Source organism: Sporosarcina sp. 6E9 (assembly GCF_017921835.1).
Lineage (GTDB): Bacteria > Bacillota > Bacilli > Bacillales_A > Planococcaceae > Sporosarcina.
In genome coordinates this window covers 1-18,607 of record NZ_JAGEMN010000008.1, presented here as the reverse complement: position 1 = coordinate 18,607, position 18,607 = coordinate 1, and the positions used below count along the sequence as shown (strand labels likewise).

General features: G+C 38.2%; 22 protein-coding genes, 2 pseudogenes and 1 other annotated feature. Of the genes and pseudogenes, 7 read left to right on the top strand and 17 right to left on the bottom strand.

What is annotated here, in order from left to right; all coding sequences use genetic code 11:
- Window positions 1-131 precede the first annotated feature (131 nt).
- Together J4G36_RS17505 and J4G36_RS17500 are read left to right on the top strand one after the other, a co-directional pair.
- Window positions 132-566 carry a hypothetical protein gene (locus tag J4G36_RS17505; RefSeq protein ID WP_210471709.1) on the top strand — a complete coding sequence of 145 codons (435 nt, stop codon included), beginning with the start codon at window positions 132-134 and terminating at the stop codon, window positions 564-566.
- 168 nt (window positions 567-734) lie between these two features.
- Window positions 735-981, top strand: a binding site (T-box leader).
- A 43-nt stretch (window positions 982-1,024) separates the two neighbouring features.
- Complete coding sequence (locus J4G36_RS17500) at window positions 1,025-1,837, top strand: YitT family protein (RefSeq protein WP_368668804.1); 813 nt, start codon at window positions 1,025-1,027, stop codon at window positions 1,835-1,837.
- Between the two features lie 162 nt (window positions 1,838-1,999).
- Here the strand turns inward: J4G36_RS17500 and J4G36_RS17495 are convergent, their stop codons facing one another.
- Both J4G36_RS17495 and J4G36_RS17490 read right to left on the bottom strand, forming a co-directional pair.
- A complete protein-coding gene (locus J4G36_RS17495; RefSeq protein WP_210471708.1) occupies window positions 2,000-2,596 on the bottom strand; it encodes a hypothetical protein in 597 nt (198 codons plus the stop codon).
- A gap of 23 nt (window positions 2,597-2,619) precedes the next feature.
- The gene (locus J4G36_RS17490) at window positions 2,620-3,216 is read right to left on the bottom strand and encodes a class I SAM-dependent methyltransferase (protein ID WP_210471707.1); all 597 of its coding nucleotides are present in this window, start codon (window positions 3,214-3,216) and stop codon (window positions 2,620-2,622) included.
- Between the two features lie 146 nt (window positions 3,217-3,362).
- Between J4G36_RS17490 and J4G36_RS17485 the strand changes: the two genes are divergently transcribed.
- Window positions 3,363-3,653 (top strand): RNA polymerase alpha subunit C-terminal domain-containing protein, encoded by a 291-nt coding sequence (locus J4G36_RS17485; protein ID WP_210471706.1) that lies wholly within the window; start codon window positions 3,363-3,365, stop codon window positions 3,651-3,653.
- 88 nt (window positions 3,654-3,741) lie between these two features.
- Here J4G36_RS17485 and J4G36_RS17480 read toward each other — a convergent pair whose 3' ends face one another.
- From J4G36_RS17480 to J4G36_RS17435, 10 genes and pseudogenes are all read right to left on the bottom strand, one after another.
- A complete protein-coding gene (locus J4G36_RS17480) occupies window positions 3,742-4,095 on the bottom strand; it encodes a DUF2200 domain-containing protein (RefSeq protein ID WP_210471705.1) in 354 nt (117 codons plus the stop codon).
- A gap of 43 nt (window positions 4,096-4,138) precedes the next feature.
- The gene (locus J4G36_RS17475; RefSeq protein WP_210471704.1) at window positions 4,139-4,537 is read right to left on the bottom strand and encodes a VOC family protein; all 399 of its coding nucleotides are present in this window, start codon (window positions 4,535-4,537) and stop codon (window positions 4,139-4,141) included.
- 365 nt (window positions 4,538-4,902) lie between these two features.
- Window positions 4,903-6,012, bottom strand: coding sequence for a hypothetical protein (locus J4G36_RS17470; RefSeq protein WP_210471703.1), 1,110 nt, complete (start codon window positions 6,010-6,012; stop codon window positions 4,903-4,905).
- On the bottom strand, window positions 5,999-6,520 hold the full coding sequence (locus J4G36_RS17465) for an RNA polymerase sigma factor (RefSeq protein ID WP_210471702.1): 522 nt from the start codon (window positions 6,518-6,520) through the stop codon (window positions 5,999-6,001). Before J4G36_RS17465 ends, J4G36_RS17470 begins: the two co-directional genes overlap by 14 nt.
- Window positions 6,521-7,043: 523 nt before the next feature.
- The gene (locus tag J4G36_RS17460; RefSeq protein ID WP_210471701.1) at window positions 7,044-7,397 is read right to left on the bottom strand and encodes a hypothetical protein; all 354 of its coding nucleotides are present in this window, start codon (window positions 7,395-7,397) and stop codon (window positions 7,044-7,046) included.
- Between the two features lie 38 nt (window positions 7,398-7,435).
- The gene (locus tag J4G36_RS17455; protein WP_210471700.1) at window positions 7,436-7,939 is read right to left on the bottom strand and encodes a hypothetical protein; all 504 of its coding nucleotides are present in this window, start codon (window positions 7,937-7,939) and stop codon (window positions 7,436-7,438) included.
- A gap of 135 nt (window positions 7,940-8,074) precedes the next feature.
- Complete coding sequence (locus J4G36_RS17450; protein WP_210471699.1) at window positions 8,075-8,443, bottom strand: hypothetical protein; 369 nt, start codon at window positions 8,441-8,443, stop codon at window positions 8,075-8,077.
- A 54-nt stretch (window positions 8,444-8,497) separates the two neighbouring features.
- A pseudogene (locus J4G36_RS17445) lies at window positions 8,498-8,875 on the bottom strand (PH domain-containing protein).
- Window positions 8,876-8,978: 103 nt separating this feature from the next.
- Complete coding sequence (locus J4G36_RS17440; protein WP_210471698.1) at window positions 8,979-10,340, bottom strand: SIR2 family NAD-dependent protein deacylase; 1,362 nt, start codon at window positions 10,338-10,340, stop codon at window positions 8,979-8,981.
- Window positions 10,341-10,544: 204 nt separating this feature from the next.
- Entirely contained in the window at window positions 10,545-10,718 is a 174-nt protein-coding gene (locus tag J4G36_RS17435) for a hypothetical protein (protein ID WP_210471697.1), read from the bottom strand.
- A 170-nt stretch (window positions 10,719-10,888) separates the two neighbouring features.
- Between J4G36_RS17435 and J4G36_RS17430 the strand changes: the two genes are divergently transcribed.
- A complete protein-coding gene (locus J4G36_RS17430) occupies window positions 10,889-14,035 on the top strand; it encodes a DUF3427 domain-containing protein (RefSeq protein ID WP_210471748.1) in 3,147 nt (1,048 codons plus the stop codon).
- Here J4G36_RS17430 and J4G36_RS17425 read toward each other — a convergent pair.
- From J4G36_RS17425 to J4G36_RS17410, 4 genes are all read right to left on the bottom strand, one after another.
- Window positions 14,012-14,416: a (deoxy)nucleoside triphosphate pyrophosphohydrolase gene (locus tag J4G36_RS17425; RefSeq protein ID WP_210471749.1), complete on the bottom strand. Its 405-nt coding sequence runs from the start codon at window positions 14,414-14,416 to the stop codon at window positions 14,012-14,014. The two genes, J4G36_RS17430 and J4G36_RS17425, sit on opposite strands and share 24 nt — an antisense overlap.
- A 78-nt stretch (window positions 14,417-14,494) precedes the next feature.
- The gene (locus J4G36_RS17420; RefSeq protein ID WP_210471696.1) at window positions 14,495-14,698 is read right to left on the bottom strand and encodes a hypothetical protein; all 204 of its coding nucleotides are present in this window, start codon (window positions 14,696-14,698) and stop codon (window positions 14,495-14,497) included.
- A 37-nt stretch (window positions 14,699-14,735) separates the two neighbouring features.
- Complete coding sequence (locus tag J4G36_RS17415) at window positions 14,736-14,873, bottom strand: hypothetical protein (protein ID WP_210471695.1); 138 nt, start codon at window positions 14,871-14,873, stop codon at window positions 14,736-14,738.
- A 31-nt stretch (window positions 14,874-14,904) separates the two neighbouring features.
- Window positions 14,905-15,705, bottom strand: coding sequence for a helix-turn-helix domain-containing protein (locus J4G36_RS17410; protein ID WP_210471694.1), 801 nt, complete (start codon window positions 15,703-15,705; stop codon window positions 14,905-14,907).
- 145 nt (window positions 15,706-15,850) lie between these two features.
- Between J4G36_RS17410 and J4G36_RS17405 the strand changes: the two genes are divergently transcribed.
- Together J4G36_RS17405 and J4G36_RS17400 are read left to right on the top strand one after the other, a co-directional pair.
- Window positions 15,851-16,633: a hypothetical protein gene (locus J4G36_RS17405; RefSeq protein WP_210471693.1), complete on the top strand. Its 783-nt coding sequence runs from the start codon at window positions 15,851-15,853 to the stop codon at window positions 16,631-16,633.
- Window positions 16,634-16,708: 75 nt separating this feature from the next.
- On the top strand, window positions 16,709-17,149 hold the full coding sequence (locus J4G36_RS17400) for a PH domain-containing protein (RefSeq protein WP_210471692.1): 441 nt from the start codon (window positions 16,709-16,711) through the stop codon (window positions 17,147-17,149).
- A 178-nt stretch (window positions 17,150-17,327) separates the two neighbouring features.
- Here the strand turns inward: J4G36_RS17400 and J4G36_RS18605 are convergent.
- Window positions 17,328-17,432, bottom strand: a pseudogene (locus J4G36_RS18605) (GlsB/YeaQ/YmgE family stress response membrane protein); the annotation flags it as partial.
- Window positions 17,433-17,690: 258 nt separating this feature from the next.
- Here J4G36_RS18605 and J4G36_RS17390 point away from each other — a divergent pair.
- The coding region (locus J4G36_RS17390; protein ID WP_483315912.1) for an alpha-helical endospore appendage domain-containing protein at window positions 17,691-18,607 on the top strand (917 nt) is incomplete at its 3' end.

Here is an 18,607-nt window from a genome sequence, read left to right as displayed (position 1 = left end):
TGCACCACCTTTTGAAAGATAGAATTCCCTTGATGATGAGAATTATCCTTGTATCGCTGCCTTAAAAAGTTTTACATCACATCATGTTTTTCCGAAGGTTGGGAAAGCTAATTTTGAGGTGGAATTATCAAATGAAAAAGCTTATTACATTAATTATTATCGGCTCAACTTTATTTTTTAATTCAATTGAGGGATACGCACAACCAAAAGAGTGTCCTGTGTTAAGTGAATTAGCGCAAACATCAATTAAGGATAGAAAAGAAGTAATAAAAGCATTACATACATTGATACCCAAAACTTATGGAACTGGGTTACCTAATTTACCCGATATGTATACCAAATGGCATGTAGTGACCGCCAAACCTTTTCCTGAAACAGTCGGTATCAAAGATGATGAAGATTATTTTGAAATGGCAAAACATTTTTGCGGTAAAGAAATTGCCGAAAAGTCATGGTTGGTACGCCTAGACTTCCCCAAAGCACCTGGTGCAGACTTATCTCAAGGCCAAATATTTTTAGCTAAAAGTAAGGAGAAAGGATGGTTTGTCTGGTTCCAATACCACTAACTGTTATTCCTTATATCGGCACCTGTACATGGTGTAATAATACTCCAGCCTGATTCCCCTTGAAAAGACAGAGGAATCAGGCTTTTGCGTCTTTCGATATCTTTATAATTGGCTAATAATATCGTGCCATAACATATTGACATAGGTATTTTTCTCTGATAAATTATACAAAAGTCTATGACGAGAAAAAGTACGAAAAGCATCTCGTTCTTCAGAGAGTCGGCACTTGGTGAAAGTCGATGAACAGCGCTTATCCGAAAATCATCTTCGAGATGCAAAGCCGAGAATGGTAGGCTTTGACGGATTTCCACCGTTATACTGGAGTACGTATAATAGTACGTAATGAGCGCCGCTGGTTTTCCCAAAAAAACGTGCGGTATTTGGGTGGTAACGCGAGTACATACTCGTCCCTTTTAAGGGGCGGGTTTTTTATTTTTAACGAAGAAGGGGTTTTGCTAATGATGAAGAATTTAGTTGTTGTCGTAGGGTCGTTGATCGTGGCATTTGCTTTTAACTGCTTTCTCGTGCCTTTCGGGATTTTAAGCAGTGGTCTTAGCGGAATCGCCATCTTAATCGGGTTACTTACCCCCTTTAACATCGGTGCAATGAATTTCTTACTGAACTTGCCCCTACTTATTTTAGGCTATTACAAACTTGGAAAAACCATCACGATTAACACCTTGATTTGTGTCGCTTCACTATCGTTATTCTTATATTTGTTGCCAGAGGTCGCAATTACAGATAACATGCTGCTTTCGACCGTTTTCGGCGGAGGCATCGGAGGGATTGGGGTCGGACTAATTCTAAAGTATTCCGGAACTTCCGGCGGCTTGGATATTATCGCAATCATGGTTTCCCGTGTGAGTTCTTTTAGCATTGGACTTCTCTTAACCGGCATGAACGGCGTCATTGTTCTTATCTCAGGATTCATCTTTGACTGGGAAATTGCACTTTACACACTGCTATCTATTTATATAACGGGTAAAATGATCGACACCATCTTCACAGATCACGTCAAGTTGACAATGCAAATCGTCACAACTAAAGGTCATGCTATACGCGATGAGCTACTTGCATCCATCTACCGAGGAATCACAATGTCAGAAGGTTACGGGGGCTATACGCAAGAGAAGAAAGACATCTTGATGATGGTTCTGACTCGGTATGAAACGTTACACGTTAAAAGCATCGTCCGAAAACATGATGAAAATGCATTTATAAATATGTTTGAAACCGTCGAAGTCGACGGCAAATTCCACAGAAACAATTAAGTCGTGCCTGTGCAAAGCGCAATAATGACAATTCACGGCTCTGGATAAAAATACGTAGGGATATTAACAAACCCTTATGTACGGGGGTTATCCTTACGCTCTATCCAACTTTCATGTATTGTCAGAGTAGTTTCTTGCACAGGTACCTTTTTGTCAGTATTTTTACTTTTCCAAATAACCCTCTTTCACATGGGATTTATATGCCATGGAACTAAATAGGAAAATTAGCCAGCATGAGAATAGATAGATAATGGTTGAAACGTAAGGCATCATGATGGCATCTCCAAATCTTTCAAAATAGTTACCCATTACTATATGGTTTCCTCCAAAACCGAGAACAGTTAGAAAAAATGGAATTGGGTAGTACACGTAGGCAATCCATTTCACCTTTCTGTTATTATCCGGGAAGACGACTGGCACTTCCGTTCGCTGATCGAATCGCGCCAAAAAGAAAACGGCAAAAATGAAGCCGACCAACAGCAATTGATAAACGATTTCTCCACTAAACACTTTTATCAACGGAAAAGCCATATAGAAGGTGAAGGCGTATAGTTGATACGTAACCGTTAACAGATATGCCTTCCTCCTATTGCTTGGAAATCGGATTACCAATACAATTGGCATCAGCAACAATATGACATAGACCGCAGCTATCCACATTGCGTACGTATAATCATAATCCGGTATGAACACCACCATTGCAGCCGATAATAGAGGTAGTAAATACCCCATGATCATGATCTTGAATGGATTTCCCATGGAGTCCCCCCCTAAACTTAAAATCACTTTATACTACCGCATATAAACATCGAAGCATCTTGTTTCATAAATATACGATTTCCATGATAGAAAGTTTCAATTCCAATCGATTTAAATCCAACTTCAGATAGTACTTTTTCCAGTTCATCATGCGAAAAACCGCTATGAACTTTCGGGTGGTAAACTTTTTCGTTCTTGTCAAAATCAACTATAATTAACTTGCCACCATCATTTAATATATTGAACAAGCTTTGTAAAATCCCTTTAGTATCCGGAATATGGAGAAGGACTAACGACATTAAAACGATGTCTGCTTTAAGTTCAGTTGTTTCCCTCGTAAAATCTGAATAAAGCACTTTTGCGTTGGTAATTCCTCTCTGAGAAATTTTAGCCTCCGCGACCTCCAACATTTGTTTTGATGAATCAACCAACAGAACAGAATCCACTAAATCCGATAATTCTAAACTAACTAGACCAGTGCCACTTCCATAATCTAGTAAGGATTTTGACTCACTACATCTTATTTCCGGTCTTACTTCCTTAACGACAACGTTAGCTAATTCCATTCTTAGCTCTGTATCATATCTTTTTGCCATCTCTTCAAAAACGTTATCTTCCATTTTTCCACGCTCCTAGTTAATAAAATCACGTATGGTCATTATAGTAAAAGACATAACCGACACTGTATAATTCAAACAAGACAATAAAAAAAGTTGTTTTCCTAAACGCTTCAGAAAACATATAAAAACAAGGAGACCCACTTATCATGAAATCAAAAAAAGAGCTACGGGCCTGCGACAAGGGACATACCTATTATAAAAGCAGCGACTGCCAAACCTGCCCGACTTGCGAGCAAGAACGGAAACCGGAAAGCGGGTTTTTGTCACTGCTAGCAGCACCGGCTAGGCGCGCATTGGAACACAACGGCATCCAAACGCTGGAACAGCTATCAGCTTATAGTGAAAAAGAGATCTTGCAATTTCACGGCATGGGACCAGCATCCTTACCCAAACTTCGGACTGCTTTGGAGGAAGAAGGGTTATCGTTTAGAAGTTAAATACTTGGCACGCAAGCATGCCCAGACAAAAAAGCCTAATCCCTCCATTAGCGCGAGGAATTAGGCTTTCAGTATTCTTCGGTTTGAATTATTCTGTCCGTAAAATCTTCTCCATTGCTTTACCTTTCGCTAACTCATCAATCAGCTTATCCAAATAGCGAATTTCCCGCATAGTTGGTTCTTCGACATTTTCCACTCGGACACCGCAAACCACACCTTTGATCAAAGTCCTCAAAGGATTCAGTTGTGGAGCTTCCGCAAAGAAGGACTCAAATTCAATCTCTTTTTCCAATTGCGCTTCTAACACTTCCTGGCTATATCCTGTAAACCAACGGATAATTTCATCGACTTCTGCTTTTGTACGTCCCTTTCTTTCTGCTTTTTTTACATAACAGATATAAATCTTTGCGGTACTCATTGTATAAATTTTATGTTTGGCCATGTTACATCTCCCCTTAAATAAGATCGCTCATATTTACGCCAGATTACGCTGGTAAGTTCAACTGCCAGGATATGCCGAACTGGTCATTCAGCCAGCCAAACTTTTTGCTGAACCCATAGTTATTTAAAGGCATGAGAGCTGTACCATTTTGCATCATTTTTTCATATAGGCTGTCAATTTCCTCTTCGGTCTCACACGTTAGGTAAATTGAAAAAGACGGGGTAAACGTAAACTCGTGGTCAACATGGCTGTCGATACACATGAACTCCTGTCCCTTTAACGAGAATACAGCTTGTACAACTGTACCTTCTTCACCAGGTCCTTCAGCCCCGTATCGAGTAATGCTTGTAATTTCCGAATCCTCGATGAGTGATGTGTAGTAATTCATCGCCTCTTCTGCAATTCCGCCTTGAAACATTAAAAACGGTGTAACTTTCTTCATATTTACCTTCCCTTTCTTCACAAAAGCTTTATAGAGATATTGTTCATAATACGCTCCTGCTGATGATTTAGTTGGTATTTAAACTGCAAATAGGCTTCCCTCATGAAACAAGCCTCTCCACTAAATTTGATCAGCTAACGCATAAAATGTATCTTGACTATGGTGAAGCGTGTAGTCAAATATAGCAATTTCCTCACCTATACTCAACGATTCGGTAAAATAAATATCAATGCCTTATCTATATTAATTGCCCTTTTACTAAAGAACTATGAATTTCGTGCGATTGTTTAAAAAAGGGAAAAGTTCGCTTTGAACCTTTCCCTTTTCAAACTTCATTTCAACTGACCCCGTACTAGCTTCGATTACTACACATCTTTAATTGGCTCTATTATGAATCGCATGCCTTCCTCAGAAACTTTGGAAGTAAAGGTGAATCCGCCTAAATTGAACTGTTCATCAACTTGCTGAACGCTTGCGCCCGGATACAATCCAGTTAACTCCACAAACTCATCAGTACTCACTGGCAACTGTAAAATGTCATGAAAAATTTCTAAGAAGTAATATAAAGAATGTGCGTCGTATTCTAGCCCTGCTCCAAAGAGGGAAATATTTGTGAGTTGGTTTTCTTTAGGATCATTTTTGCTAGTCATTTCTATATTGCTCCACGTCTTTCCGCCATTTTTCTCATGAACCAAATGGAATTTGACAGTACTTCCATCAGCGGATTCTTCAATATCGCTAACTTTTATACTGACTTCATACTTATCATTATTGAAAAGACTTTTTAACTGTTCTTTACTTAAGTTCATTGTAGGGACTTTTTCAACTTCCGTTTCATCTTCTTTCTCTTCATCTGTCCCCTTCTCTTCGTCTGTATCTATGTCTTCGTCTTCTATTTCGTCCTCATCCAACGGCGGAGTTTTTAATGGCTCCAAGAATTCTTCTGCCATCTTCAAAAAGCTATCTGATTCCTCACTAGTACTTACATAATGAATCCCACTATCAACGTCTTTAATTGCCAGCCCATCATCTGTAGCCCAAATTTTAAACCGATATAGTTGTTCACCGGAATACACCCCAAGATCGTATAGGGACATCCCTTCTGGATAAACTTCAGTTTCACTCATTGTTTCCAAGATCTGCTTCACTTTGGCACTCCATACAGGATTATCTTTAATTTCAACCTTTCCTATATGGTCCACCAATTCCGGATCAAATTCAATCACACTAACAGAATACATGATAAAACTTTTATCCACTGAAACTCCCGATGCATACGGACTGACTTCCTTCTCCATATTCATCATAATAAATAGGAGTGCGGCGACTACAAGAACCCCCGTAACAAGAGATGGGATAACCGAGCGACGTTTACGAGAACGGCTTCCTTGCAGCTTTTGAAGCGTCTTTTCTTTTGCGCCAGTTGGACGTTCTACTTTCTTTAGCCCATTAAATAAATTATCAAGTTCCTGCACTATACTCACCTTCCTTTTCCAACATCTTTTCTTTCAGTGCTTTAAATGCCCGCTGTGACATTCCCTTCACTTTCGCTTCCGACCAGCCTAAAATAAATGCAGTTTCCTTAATGGAACTTTCATCAATTCTTCGAAGAATAATAACGTCTTGATAACTTTGTTTTAAGGATTTGATTGCCCGATATAACTTTTCTATATCATCTAGTTCTACTGATAGCTGTCCTGGATCTTTTAGTCGCTCATCCACATAATCCTCTTTCCCAAATGCGAAAAACTGCACAACCTTTTTTCTTCTAAAATAATCATAAGTCAGGTTTCGAGCAATTTTCATCAACCAAGTCGCATGGCCTGATTCGTTTCGAAACGTATGAATACTGCGATACGCTTTTAAAAACGTATCATGCGTTAAGTCCTCAGCTTTTTGTTTATGTCCAATAAGCATATAAATATATCTGTAAACCCGGTCACTCTCCAACCGATAAAGATCATCAAATTCATAATCTGTCATGATACTCTTCCTCCCCCCTCACTCCAATAGACGATTCGGTTTATAAAAAGTACTGTCATCTTGTAAATAATTAAATCCCCTGAAACTATTGAAAGTCCCAAGGGATTGATATGACCAGTGTTCGCTTATCTAGAATTTAAAATAAATGTTTTGATATCAACGAAATAAAATTGCTGCATAGATACTGCCAAAGCTAGCAGTAAACTTAATATCAATGACTTCAATATTAGGATGGGTTTCAAGAAACTCGTTAACTTTATGATCTAAACCATTGCTTGACATGGCAGTAAAAGAAATAAACTTCACAGTAATCACCTACCCTTTGCAATTCATAATAATTTCCCCATTTCCCTATGCTTGTCTTCGACATCAACGTCTCCGAAACCTTTACACATTTACTAGCAAAGATAAAAAAAGAGGGATCCAACCAAGTATTTAATCAGGTTGAATTCCTCTTAGGTTTTTATCCTTTTATACACATAAACCGCCAATAATTTCTGAATGTCATATAAACTATCATCTTTTATTGTTTGTTTTCATCATATAAATCACGATACATAATAACAATTAGAATAAAAATGTACACAGGAATAAAGAAAACTCTTTCATTTAGCATGTTATTCGCCGCTGCATCTTCAAGTGCAATACTTACTATTAAAGCAATTAGACTAACCGCACTAAAAATAATAAACATCATTTTATTTTCCGAAAAATACTCTTTTTTTATTTCAATCACCAAATATCCCAATGCAAAAGCAATTGAAACAATACGTGTTACAAATAAAAATTCATATTGAAGATAAAAAGTTGAAAACATAAATATAATAAATGCTACACATAAAATTATAGAAGTTATAGAAACCTTACTTTTCTTCATGACAGACTCCTAAAATCAGATTGATTACATTGTCTTGTTCATCGTTCTTGTTCCAATAAAGAACTCCGGTATGTCTTCCACGCTTCCTTCTCCATCACCTTCACACCCGGTTCCTGCTCACTCAATACTTCAATCAAATAATCAGAAGTAACATATGTATGATGTGCTATCTCCGGATTCAACTGCACCCTTGCTGGAAATACACGATTATACCAAGAAATCCAACTCGAATGCCTTACTTTAAAAAACGTCGGTTCATATGAAAGAAAATGAGCTCCAGCCGCTTCCTTACCCTCCGAAAAATCAATGACCAACTGATTAAAATCAGAGCGGGTTAACGATAGAGAAAACCGAAACGAGATAACAGCGCTATCCCTATTCAAATCTTCATAAATAAACACATACAATCTTGAACTTCCTGCTTCTTCAAACACTAATATAAAATCATTCATACAACTCATATCATAAAAATGCAATTGGTTTTTTACATGACAAAAAGGACTTTCTGAAATGGGTTCCCATACCTCAAATTTTTCATTCATCGCATGACACCCCCATACCATATCTAAAGCAAATCATCTACAATGTCCTGCAGCCCGCATTCTGCCGACTACTGTGCGAGGTAAAATAATGACCATTCACGACTTTGAATTAATAATGAACCAGAATACCCTTGCTCACACAGCATATTCTTTCCTCATTTGATCTACAATCTTCTGTAATCCTGGTAGTTTACCATTTCCAAACGACTCATAATAATTGATGTGCTTCTGCACAGCATTCAGAGCATTGTTATAAGAACCTTCACCAAAGTCTTTTCTGATACTTTCAAGCAAAAACTTATTGGTCGCATTATTGAATGCTCTTTTGTATTCTTCCCCGTTCATCATAGCTAGGAATATGGTGATAAAAGCACTTGCAGAACCTGCGTTCATACCTGTTATCCTATTAATTTCAAATTTCCCTTCGCTCGCGATCATTTTTTTTGAATAAACCTTTTTTGCTATTTCATAAGCACCCATACTCATTTCCATTGTGATTGCCATCTCTACATCCCCCTTTGTCTTCCCGCACGCTAATTCTTCAACGGGCTCCCAACCTTAAACACATACAGCAGCCAACACTTTTTGAATATCATATATGCTATCTTCTTTTCTAAACTGCTTTTCTAACGCAGGAAGTTGCGCTCCGGATATCCATATTTTTAGTTCTGCATCCAAATCAAAACGTCCTGCCGTTTCTACACTAAAATGTGAGATACTTTTATATGGGATTGAATGATATTCAACCTTTTTCCCCGTAACCCCTTGCTTATCCACCAACAAAAGGCGCTTGTCTGTAAAAACAATTAAATCTCTGACCAATTAAAAAGCAACTTCTACCTCTTCACCTTCTACCAAAATTCAATCCAGTTCTTTTGTAACTTCCTCTTTGTTCGCAGTTGAGGCGTTTCCCAATAAAGCATTTAAAAATTCCAGTCAATCCCTCCTAGTTTATAGTTATAGTATGTTCAATTAATTTAACAACTAGATGGTCATACAGAATATCCAATTTGGGTACCTATAATTTGTAAGTGGGTTTTTAAGTAATCAGAAGAGAGCCCAGTTTTCGCTCAAGATTAATGTATCTTTGTCTTTTCGCGAATCCATGCAACTCTTTCACCATTTCTCGTGATATTTCATCTTTATTGGACTGCCAGGTTCTTTCTGCTTGATGACTTTGTCCATGGCTGTTTCCCACATAATACAGAACTCTATCAAGAGAATAGGCAACAAATTCAAAAAGAGCAGGTGGAACTTTTTGAAATTCAATATGAATGATAATGTCTAGTAAAACCGTTAAATTCTCGTTATACCCGTGAAAGGCACCATATGGCATGGCATTTTCCCATGTCTTATCAATACACCTAGATAAAAAGTCAATAAATGGAGAAATCATATGTATCTCAAACTTAGACAGTGCCTCCAATAAACCCAATCTAAATCCTTGATCAGAGATAAACTTGTTTACTTTCACGTCACTAGTTGCAGTTAATTCACCGTTCATTCTTCGAATTTCCTCCATCTGTTCTACATGAGATCGTAAATTTACTTGATGTGCATCAGTGAACTCCTTCAAAAAACTTTCTATTTCGTTGGTCTCAATAATGATAATATTATTTTTATCCATATAAGGTTCTTCCTTTGGTTCATCAACTCTAATGACTTGTACTATTTCATTGGGATACACATTCGACACATTTTCCTCTTTATAAATATTTTTTGACCAATCTACTGCGGAAAGAACATTTACGTCGCCCAAACCGTACCCTAAAATTAGTGACGTGGATTCTTTAATAGTTAACGCCAACTTTATTTGTCGATACTCATTTGGCCTAAATAACTTTACATAGTCCTCCTGAGTAATAATTATTGATTCGGGATTATGGCGGATTCCATGAAGGTGATATACAGGTATTGCTTCCTTTGGGCTAGTTAAATAATCTTGAGGACTTAAGGATAAACAGCGGCCAGTAAGTAGACTTTCTATTACTAAATCATAATTAGTAGTAATAATCCATTTGGGGTCCATCAATTCGAGGTACTCACTATAGATGCCTCTTTGTTCACTATCTGGATACCAATTTGTTAACTCACAAACTTTACTTTTAAATAAAAATTTTGCTTCTTCGTATGGGATGTTATTATCACTTGCATATTTATCACATATTAACGTGGAGATTTCAGGATAAGAGATTCCAGTCTTATATATGCTTGAATAATCAATTGATAATTCACTACTGGATGCCTCAATGAGTTCTCCCCAAGATAATGCTCCTAAATCCTGATCATCATCTAAAACAGCTTTTGAAAAACCCGCCCCAATAAACAGACCTAAATTACCGTAGATTATGGAGCTTGATAAAAGATTCAATATACTTCCTCTAGTTATTTCCGTTTCCATTAGTTCTCCCCCTAAAATATTTCATGACTTTATAAGCTTGAAATGTAAAATTTTACTGGACGACTTTTTATATTATCCAAGCAAATTGACATAGGGAATATTTACCGGATATCGATGGCTATGTCTGCTAGATAACTAGATAGAGAAGACGTCTTCACTTAAATCCTTTCATTATCCTTCGCAAAACGTCAGACCCTTTTTCATTCACATTACATCGTCCGCTATATTTCCATTCGTGTACATCGCCACATATAACTCACCGATACGCCCCATAAAATGCGTCAATTCAGCCGGATTTTTACCCCAGCTGATTTCTCTTTCTAGCCAACTCATCGCTTCCCCTAAGGATTGAATGATTTGCATTTGTGTTAGTGCCAAGTAGATACCCCTCCTTAATTACTCTCACTTCGACAATAAATTTGAAAATCCTCCCATAAAGCTCCCGGCTTACAATTTAATAATTTGATACAATGGAAATTAGTGTTATTTAGAAAAGATATTAAACTTAGCGTAAGAGCTCTAAAAAGTAGGGGGTTATAATATTGGATATCAAACCAAAAGGTGTTATAGAAGAGATTTACCGTATAGAAAAAGAATACCCTTCCGCGAAACTAATTCAAAAATTATCTGTAGATGAGTACGTAGAAACTTTAACCATGCACGCGGCAAATATAATTGGCGATAAACTAAAAGGATTAGCTGACAATGATAAATATAGTGAGATTTTCCAGTTAATTGACCAAATTCATGATCTTGCCGGGAAAGATGAAAGAGAATTTAGTCACCCTTTATCAATGATCACTTACAGCGAAAAGGAAAACACGATACCCATCAAAGAAGATCTATTTTTAACACGCGTTGATGTTCTATATAATGACTCTCATAAGATTAAAAATTTCTTTAAGACACTTGCATATGAAATGCAGACATCCGATGAAATTTATTTTCTTGTGAGCTTCGTAAGAATGTCTGGTGCACAATTATTAACAAGAGAATTAATTGAGTTAGAAAAAAGAAATGTACCAGTCAAAATTTTAACAACAACCTATTTAAATATTACGGAAGCCAAGGCCATTCGGCACTTAATGCAATTTACAAATGTGGACATAAAGGTATTGCCATTAAAGAATGAGTCCTTTCATACAAAGGCTTATTTATTTAAACGAAAATCCAATCAAAATACAGTAATCATTGGATCTTCAAATATTTCACATTCTGCCCTTATCAATGGTCACGAGCTCAACGTGAAAATTCCCCATACACAGCACATGCCTGCTTATGAACAAACGATGGAATTTTTCAATAAAATGTGGACAAACGAAAAGGCTATATACCCATCAGAAGAGTTTTTACAACAGTATGAACAACACCAAAAGACGGAGACTAAATTATTACCATCCTTTACTTTTGAACGTGAAGCACCTTATTTAGAACACACAGATATACAGCCAAATGAAATGCAAAAAGAAGCTTTAAAAAACTTGATTTTCACTAGGAAAAACGGACACACAAAAGGTGTAATTATTGCTGCAACTGGAACCGGTAAGACCTATCTATCAGCATTTGACGTACAACAATTCCAGCCTGAAAGACTTCTTTTTATTGCTCATCGGGAGGAATTACTAGACAGTGCAATAAAAACATATAGCTCACTGTTTAAGGATGAATTTCTATGTGGGAAAATAACGGGGAGTAAAAAGGAATTTGATAAACGGTTTATTTTCAGTACAATCCAGTCTTTATCAAAAGATAATACACTAGAAAGATTCAATCCAGATGACTTTGACTATATTATCATCGATGAATTTCATCACGCGGAAGCACCAACCTATAGGAAAGTTATTGATTACTTCAAGCCGAAATTTCTTTTAGGATTGACTGCAACACCGGAAAGAATGGACGGTAGAAATGTTCTTGAGTTGTGTGATAATAATATCGTCTATGAAATACGTCTACGCGATGCATTGGAGGCTGAATTATTAGCCCCATTCCATTATTTTGGGGTAGCAGACCAAACCGTTGATTATGACAAAGTAGATATTTTGAATGGGCATTACGAGGAAAACTCACTTGTTCGAGCATTATCAACATTCACCCGGGTTGAATTTATTATTGATAAAATGAAAACTTATGGACATGACGGAGATTTCTTACATGGTTTAGGATTTTGTGTGAACATTGAACACGCTAAATATATGAGTGCGGAATTTAATAAACGCGGGTATGTTACTGAATGTTTAACTGGTGATGATTCCGTTGAATACAGACAAGCTATAATAAGTAGATTAGAAGACCCCAAAGATGAATTGACAATGATATTTACAGTGAACATATTTAATGAAGGAATCGATATTCCGAAAGTGAATCTTATGCTTTTTTTAAGACCAACTGAGTCTTCCACTATATTTATTCAGCAGTTAGGAAGGGGATTGCGTAGAACAGAAGACAAAGAGTATGTCACAGTACTCGACTTTATCGGAAACTATAAAAAGTCTTTTATTATTCCTTTAGCATTGTCAGGACAGTATAACGCCAAAGCCTTTGATACTGATTCGCTACGTGTTGCAGTTCTTCATGAATTTGCTGATGCACCCGGCGGTTCAGTCGTCCAGTTAGATCCTATTGCACAGCGTGAAATATTAAATAGAATCGACAATATTAAACTTAGTTCCGTTGCTGTTCTCAAAGAAATGTATGCACAATTCAAATATGATCTTGGCAGGTCACCAGAAATTATAGACTTTTTATATGCCGAAGAAGCACCAAGCTTAAATTTCTTTATTTATAAGTTCCGGTCTTGGGTAAGAACTAAAGAATATATGGATGATCTTAATGTTTACGATGAAGAGATCTTAGAAAACGATCTTAAATATGAAATTGTTGAGAGAATTGAAAGCATGCTTTCAATTAAATGGCCATACGAATATGCCATCATTTATTTGGCTAAATCTAGTAATGAAATTTCGATTAATGACGTAGTCGCCTGGTTAACCAAGAGGTTCGACCTTGAAATTAATCGTGATGAGCATGAAACATTAATTTTACGTGCTATGGATAGATTATCAAAACGCTATAAAAAGCAAAAGTGGAGTTTCGGGGAAATAAAGAATGAAATATTTTACGTTGAAAGGGCAATTAGCGAGATATTAACCGATTACGGTTACGCTAACTACGTAAAAGATAGATTAGAATACGGTTTAATTGATTTCCGTAGGTCGTTTCGCACCGATTTAGTCTTAGCACGGGAGAAAAAACTAGCTCTTTATCGAAATTATACTAGAAATGAATTAATGTTTATTTTTGAAGCAAAGGTTCCGGAAGGCACGTGGCGAGAGGGTGTAAGTCGAGTAGACAATCATTATTTACTCTTTATTAATCTTAATAAAGCCGAAGATGTTGAGGATCATTTACTTTATAAAGACTTCTTCAAAGATCCAACTACTTTCCATTGGCAAAGTCAAAATAAAACATCTCATGAATCCGGACAAGGTCAGGAATATATTAACCACAAAGAGCGTGATATCCATATTCATTTATTTATACGTAAATTTTCTACAATGCATGGCATGACTTTACCATTTATGTATCTTGGCGAGATTGATTACGTAAGCAGTCATGGGGACAAGCCCATGAATATTATTTGGAAATTACACAAGCCTGTCCCAGAAGACTTATATCACGACCTCATTAGATAACAACTTTTCAATGGCAGGTATATCAGCGGGTGCCCATTTTAGAGTGTTTAGCTCTTTTCTAGGCACCCATTTTATTTCTGCATGCTCAGATAATTCAGGTACCCCTTCAATAATTTTCGACAAGAATGTTTCAAGTCTAACAATAACTTGTTCATACTCGTAAGTCGTATCATCGACATGTTTCAACACTTCAATTTTGCAACCTAATTCCTCTTTGATCTCTCTAATTAAGGCTTCTTCTTTTGATTCGTTCTCTTCAATTTTCCCACCTGGAAACTCCCAGTAATTCGGCAAAGTCATTTCTGGACCTCGTAATGCGCAAAGTATTTCTCCGTTCTCATTTTCAATAATTGCACCTACGACATGTACTGTTTTTTTAATCTGTCTCACCTTTTCTGTTTGCATGTAAAATTCTGCATTAGTCTTATATACCAATTGTCCGATAACTGCTGTTAATTTTCAACAATCATACCAATCCGTCCAAAAAGCATCTCCATTTCCATCGTCATAAATCATCAAATATTCCTGCCAGGATATAACCTTTGTTAAACATTCCTCACTGCAATAATGTGTACCATTTGATTCAAAGTAAAACCCTTCAAACATAGGAATATTACACTGCGAGCAGAGTCGCTCATCGGTATTTTCAACTTGTAAATTCATCTTAGGAAACTTCCTTTCTAATTCCACTGCATGCCATCTAGCAACTCCACTTCCCGTACGGTTCGAATGCTTTCACAACCGCAAGTTTGACAATGATCTGTTTCATCTCCATGCATGGCATCACATTCATTGCAGACATAAAGTAATTTTCCATTTGAATCACTCTCTCTGTCATACTCTGGTTTTTATTATATCAAGATCAAAATTCATCCGACTATTACCTTAGGTATTTTTAATTCCGTTGAAACACCATAGTCCATAAAAGCCTCACTAAATAATGCATTTTCAATTAACTTCCGCAAGACTCCGTCGTAATATCCGAATAGATTTCGAATTTTTTTCTTTTTTGTTGATTGGAATGTGATAGTGATGGCTTGAAGTGCTAGGGCCTCGAGTAGTAATTTTTTGTCTTGGTGAATGCTGAATTTTAATAAGCGACCCGTCTGTCCACGGTAAATGCTATAGAGCCTGCTGATTTGCTGCTGGTTCTCTTCGCCTGTGTAAGAATTAAGAAGACTTTTGAATCTTTGGTAATGCGTGACGGTCACTTGCTTATACGTATTATGACTATAAAGATCTTTTTTGCTTTTAAGATTAATAACTTCATTTTCAAAATTAGTGTGTTCTTCTGTTGTGGCTGTAGGTCTGTTCGGCTCCTGTCGAGGTGACAATTCCGATATGACACTTGGTGGTAAAAAAATATACAAGTTCGCGCCGTAACCCCCACTCACTTCCCTAGTAAATGGTTTTCTCTCGATGATTTTCAACTCTTCTAGTTTTCGAATCGAACGTTGAATTGTTCTCGTTGCTTTTTTGATTGCTTGTGAAAGGGTGTCCATCTTCAAATGAGCGACGCCAGGATATTTTACGGCATAGCGGCTTAACATTTCGATAACACTTTTGTCTGTTTTATTTAACTCGAAATTACATCTATATAAATGCGAAGACACGGCCTCGTTTAATTCATGTTTGTTGTTGAATGGTTGATGATTCTTTAGATAGTCCATAACAAAGATCCCCCTGGTCAAATGATATTTTCATTTGATATATAGATGCGAACTCCAAAAAGGGATACTGTTTAACAAAAAAATTTTCCCTGCCGTAGCAGATTAATTTAGCCGTATGTATAGTGACCGTAAGGAGGGGTTTTAGATGCATGAATGTGCGACATGTCAAAAAACGTTTACGGGAGAGCCATTTCAGTTTCACTTGGATCAATCAGTATTTTGTTCTGTTGAATGCTATCCAGAGGGGGTTTTGGATGAGCCTTATGCGTTTACTTATGCGGAGATGGTGGAGTTGTATCGGCAGTGTGTGGTAGATGCGGCGTATATGGAGACCGTTGAACAGCGTGACGATCTAGCGAATGATGTTGACCTTTATATGCAGCAGTGTTTAAGCGAAGCGTGGATGGATCCTGATGCCTTTTTCTATAATGGGTTGATCGCCAGGATGCATGATTTGTTTTCGCATTTGTATGACGAGGTCTATAATTACTTTTTGGACCCAGAGAGATATGTCTATTATGAGGGTTTATATATTTATTGGGATGAGCTGAAGGATAACTGTGAGGATAAGTTGGCGGTACGGTTGGAATCTCAGTTGAAGGAAGTGTTAGCGGAAATCGGTTGCTCTCCTGATATTTTATACTGCAAGGAATTCGATGCTAGGAAGGAAGATAGTATCATTCTATTTTCCCGTGAAGACGATCAAGATGAAAATAGCTTAGTGAAGATATTGCATGACGAGGGCGTTGCGTTTTTAAAGGGTGAGCTTCCGAAAGACACGCCGATTGAAATTGACGATGTTGTTTCGTATATGAAGCTTTGTGAGTGTCTCGTTTGCGGATTCCCTGAGCCGTATGAGGATTTCGGTTTTAATGAGAGCTATAATGTTTTTGCTTGTAGCGTTTGTGATAATTTAGTGAGGAAATGATAGATTGCAATATACTTTTGAATGAAACCTTTACGAAAGTTACTCGTATTAAATATAAAGGTGGTGCAATTACAAATGATTTTTCGTTCAAAAGTAGATTCCTTTTTTGTTAAGTTTATTTTGATTATGATACTTATTATTGGTTTGGTGACATTACTTCCGTTATTTGCAGTAGGTGGAGGTCAATTACTTGTTGTTCTAATTTCGGCCTTGACTTTTCTTGTTTCGACGGGGATTATTTTGTGGTGTTCCTTTTCGATTAAATACGTTTTTCATGAAGAACACTTATTTGTAAAAGGCGGGCCTTTTAGAAGTCGAATTCCCTATGAAAGTATTACGAAGGTTTCCCCTACATCAGCGATTTTCACAGGTTATAGAATATTGTCATCTCGGGATAGCATCGAAATATTTAATAGGACGACAGTGTTGGGGAGCGTTAAGATTTCACCTAATGATCAAAAGGGGTTTGTCGCCGAGTTGAAAAAACGCTGCCCGAACTTGAGGATTCAGGAGTAACCTGGGATTCAACTGTGCTTAGCGATACATATTAAAAGCCATCTCTTTAGGGAGACGGCTTTGTTCATCTGGTATAGATGGAAAACTTAGTGTTAGGTCCTTCATCCGTTTCACTCTATTCAAGAAATCACTATCTCTCGCGCATCGACTTCATTACAAAACATAAGTTAATTAGAAAGATTAGTGCACCGATGATACCGGCAACAACATTGCCCATAACTCCGCCCGGCAAGTCCTTCCCAAAAATTATTCCCGCGAACCAACCGATGACACCTCCAATGATTAAAAATGAAGTAGCTGCATATTACAAATCTTCATATCTATTTCTATAATGTGGTTTCCCAATAACCTTCGCCTTCTTTAACTTCAATTTAGACAATCAAAACACCAAATAGTGAATTCCATATCCAAACTTTTAAAAACACAAAGGGGCGCTCGTCCCATCTCCTTTCTTCTTACCTGAATAGATTAGAAATAGAACAAGCCTTATTCTATCTTTTACGATAAAGGACTGTTCAAAAAAAAGAAAAGGAGAGATTATATGTCTCAACCAAACATCCCTAATATCACCCCTGATATTTCACTTACAAGGGATGATGCCATTAACCTACTCTTAGCCTCCATTGCGATGGAAGAGTTAGGACTAGCACATATTATTAATGCAGAGGGGGAAAAGATTCAATATGCACTCGGCACGTTACCTGGCTTGACTCCGTCAGCTTCGTTAGAGGATATCTTGAAAGTAAATACAAGCGTCCAAGATACGCTCGAGTTAGCGATGAAAAAGGAGTTGTTATTGGATAGCAAATTGAAACAAGTTACTCAAATCACTACAGCAGGTGGGGCTACGGGCGCTACCGGACCTGCTGGACCTACGGGCGCGACGGGCGACATCGGACCTACTGGAACTACGGGCGCGACGGGCGACATCGGACCTGCTGGACCTACGGGCGCAACGGGCGACATCGGACCTGCTGGACCTTCGGGCGCGACAGGCGACATCGGACCTGCTGGACCTACGGGCGCGACGGGCGACATTGGACCTGCTGGACCTACGGGCGCAACGGGCGACATCGGACCTGCTGGACCTTCGGGCGCGACAGGCGACATCGGACCTGCTGGACCTTCGGGCGCAACGGGCGACATCGGACCTGCTGGACCTACGGGCGCGACGGGCGACATCGGACCTGCTGGACCTACGGGCGCAACGGGCGACATCGGACCTGCTGGACCTACGGGTGCGACGGGCGACATCGGACCTGCTGGACCTACAGGTGCAACGGGCGACATCGGACCTGCTGGACCTACGGGCGCGACGGGCGACATCGGACCTGCTGGACCTACGGGCGCTACGGGCGACATCGGACCTGCTGGACCTTCGGGCGCGACAGGCGACATCGGACCTGCTGGACCTTCGGGCGCAACGGGCGACATCGGACCTGCTGGACCTACGGGCGC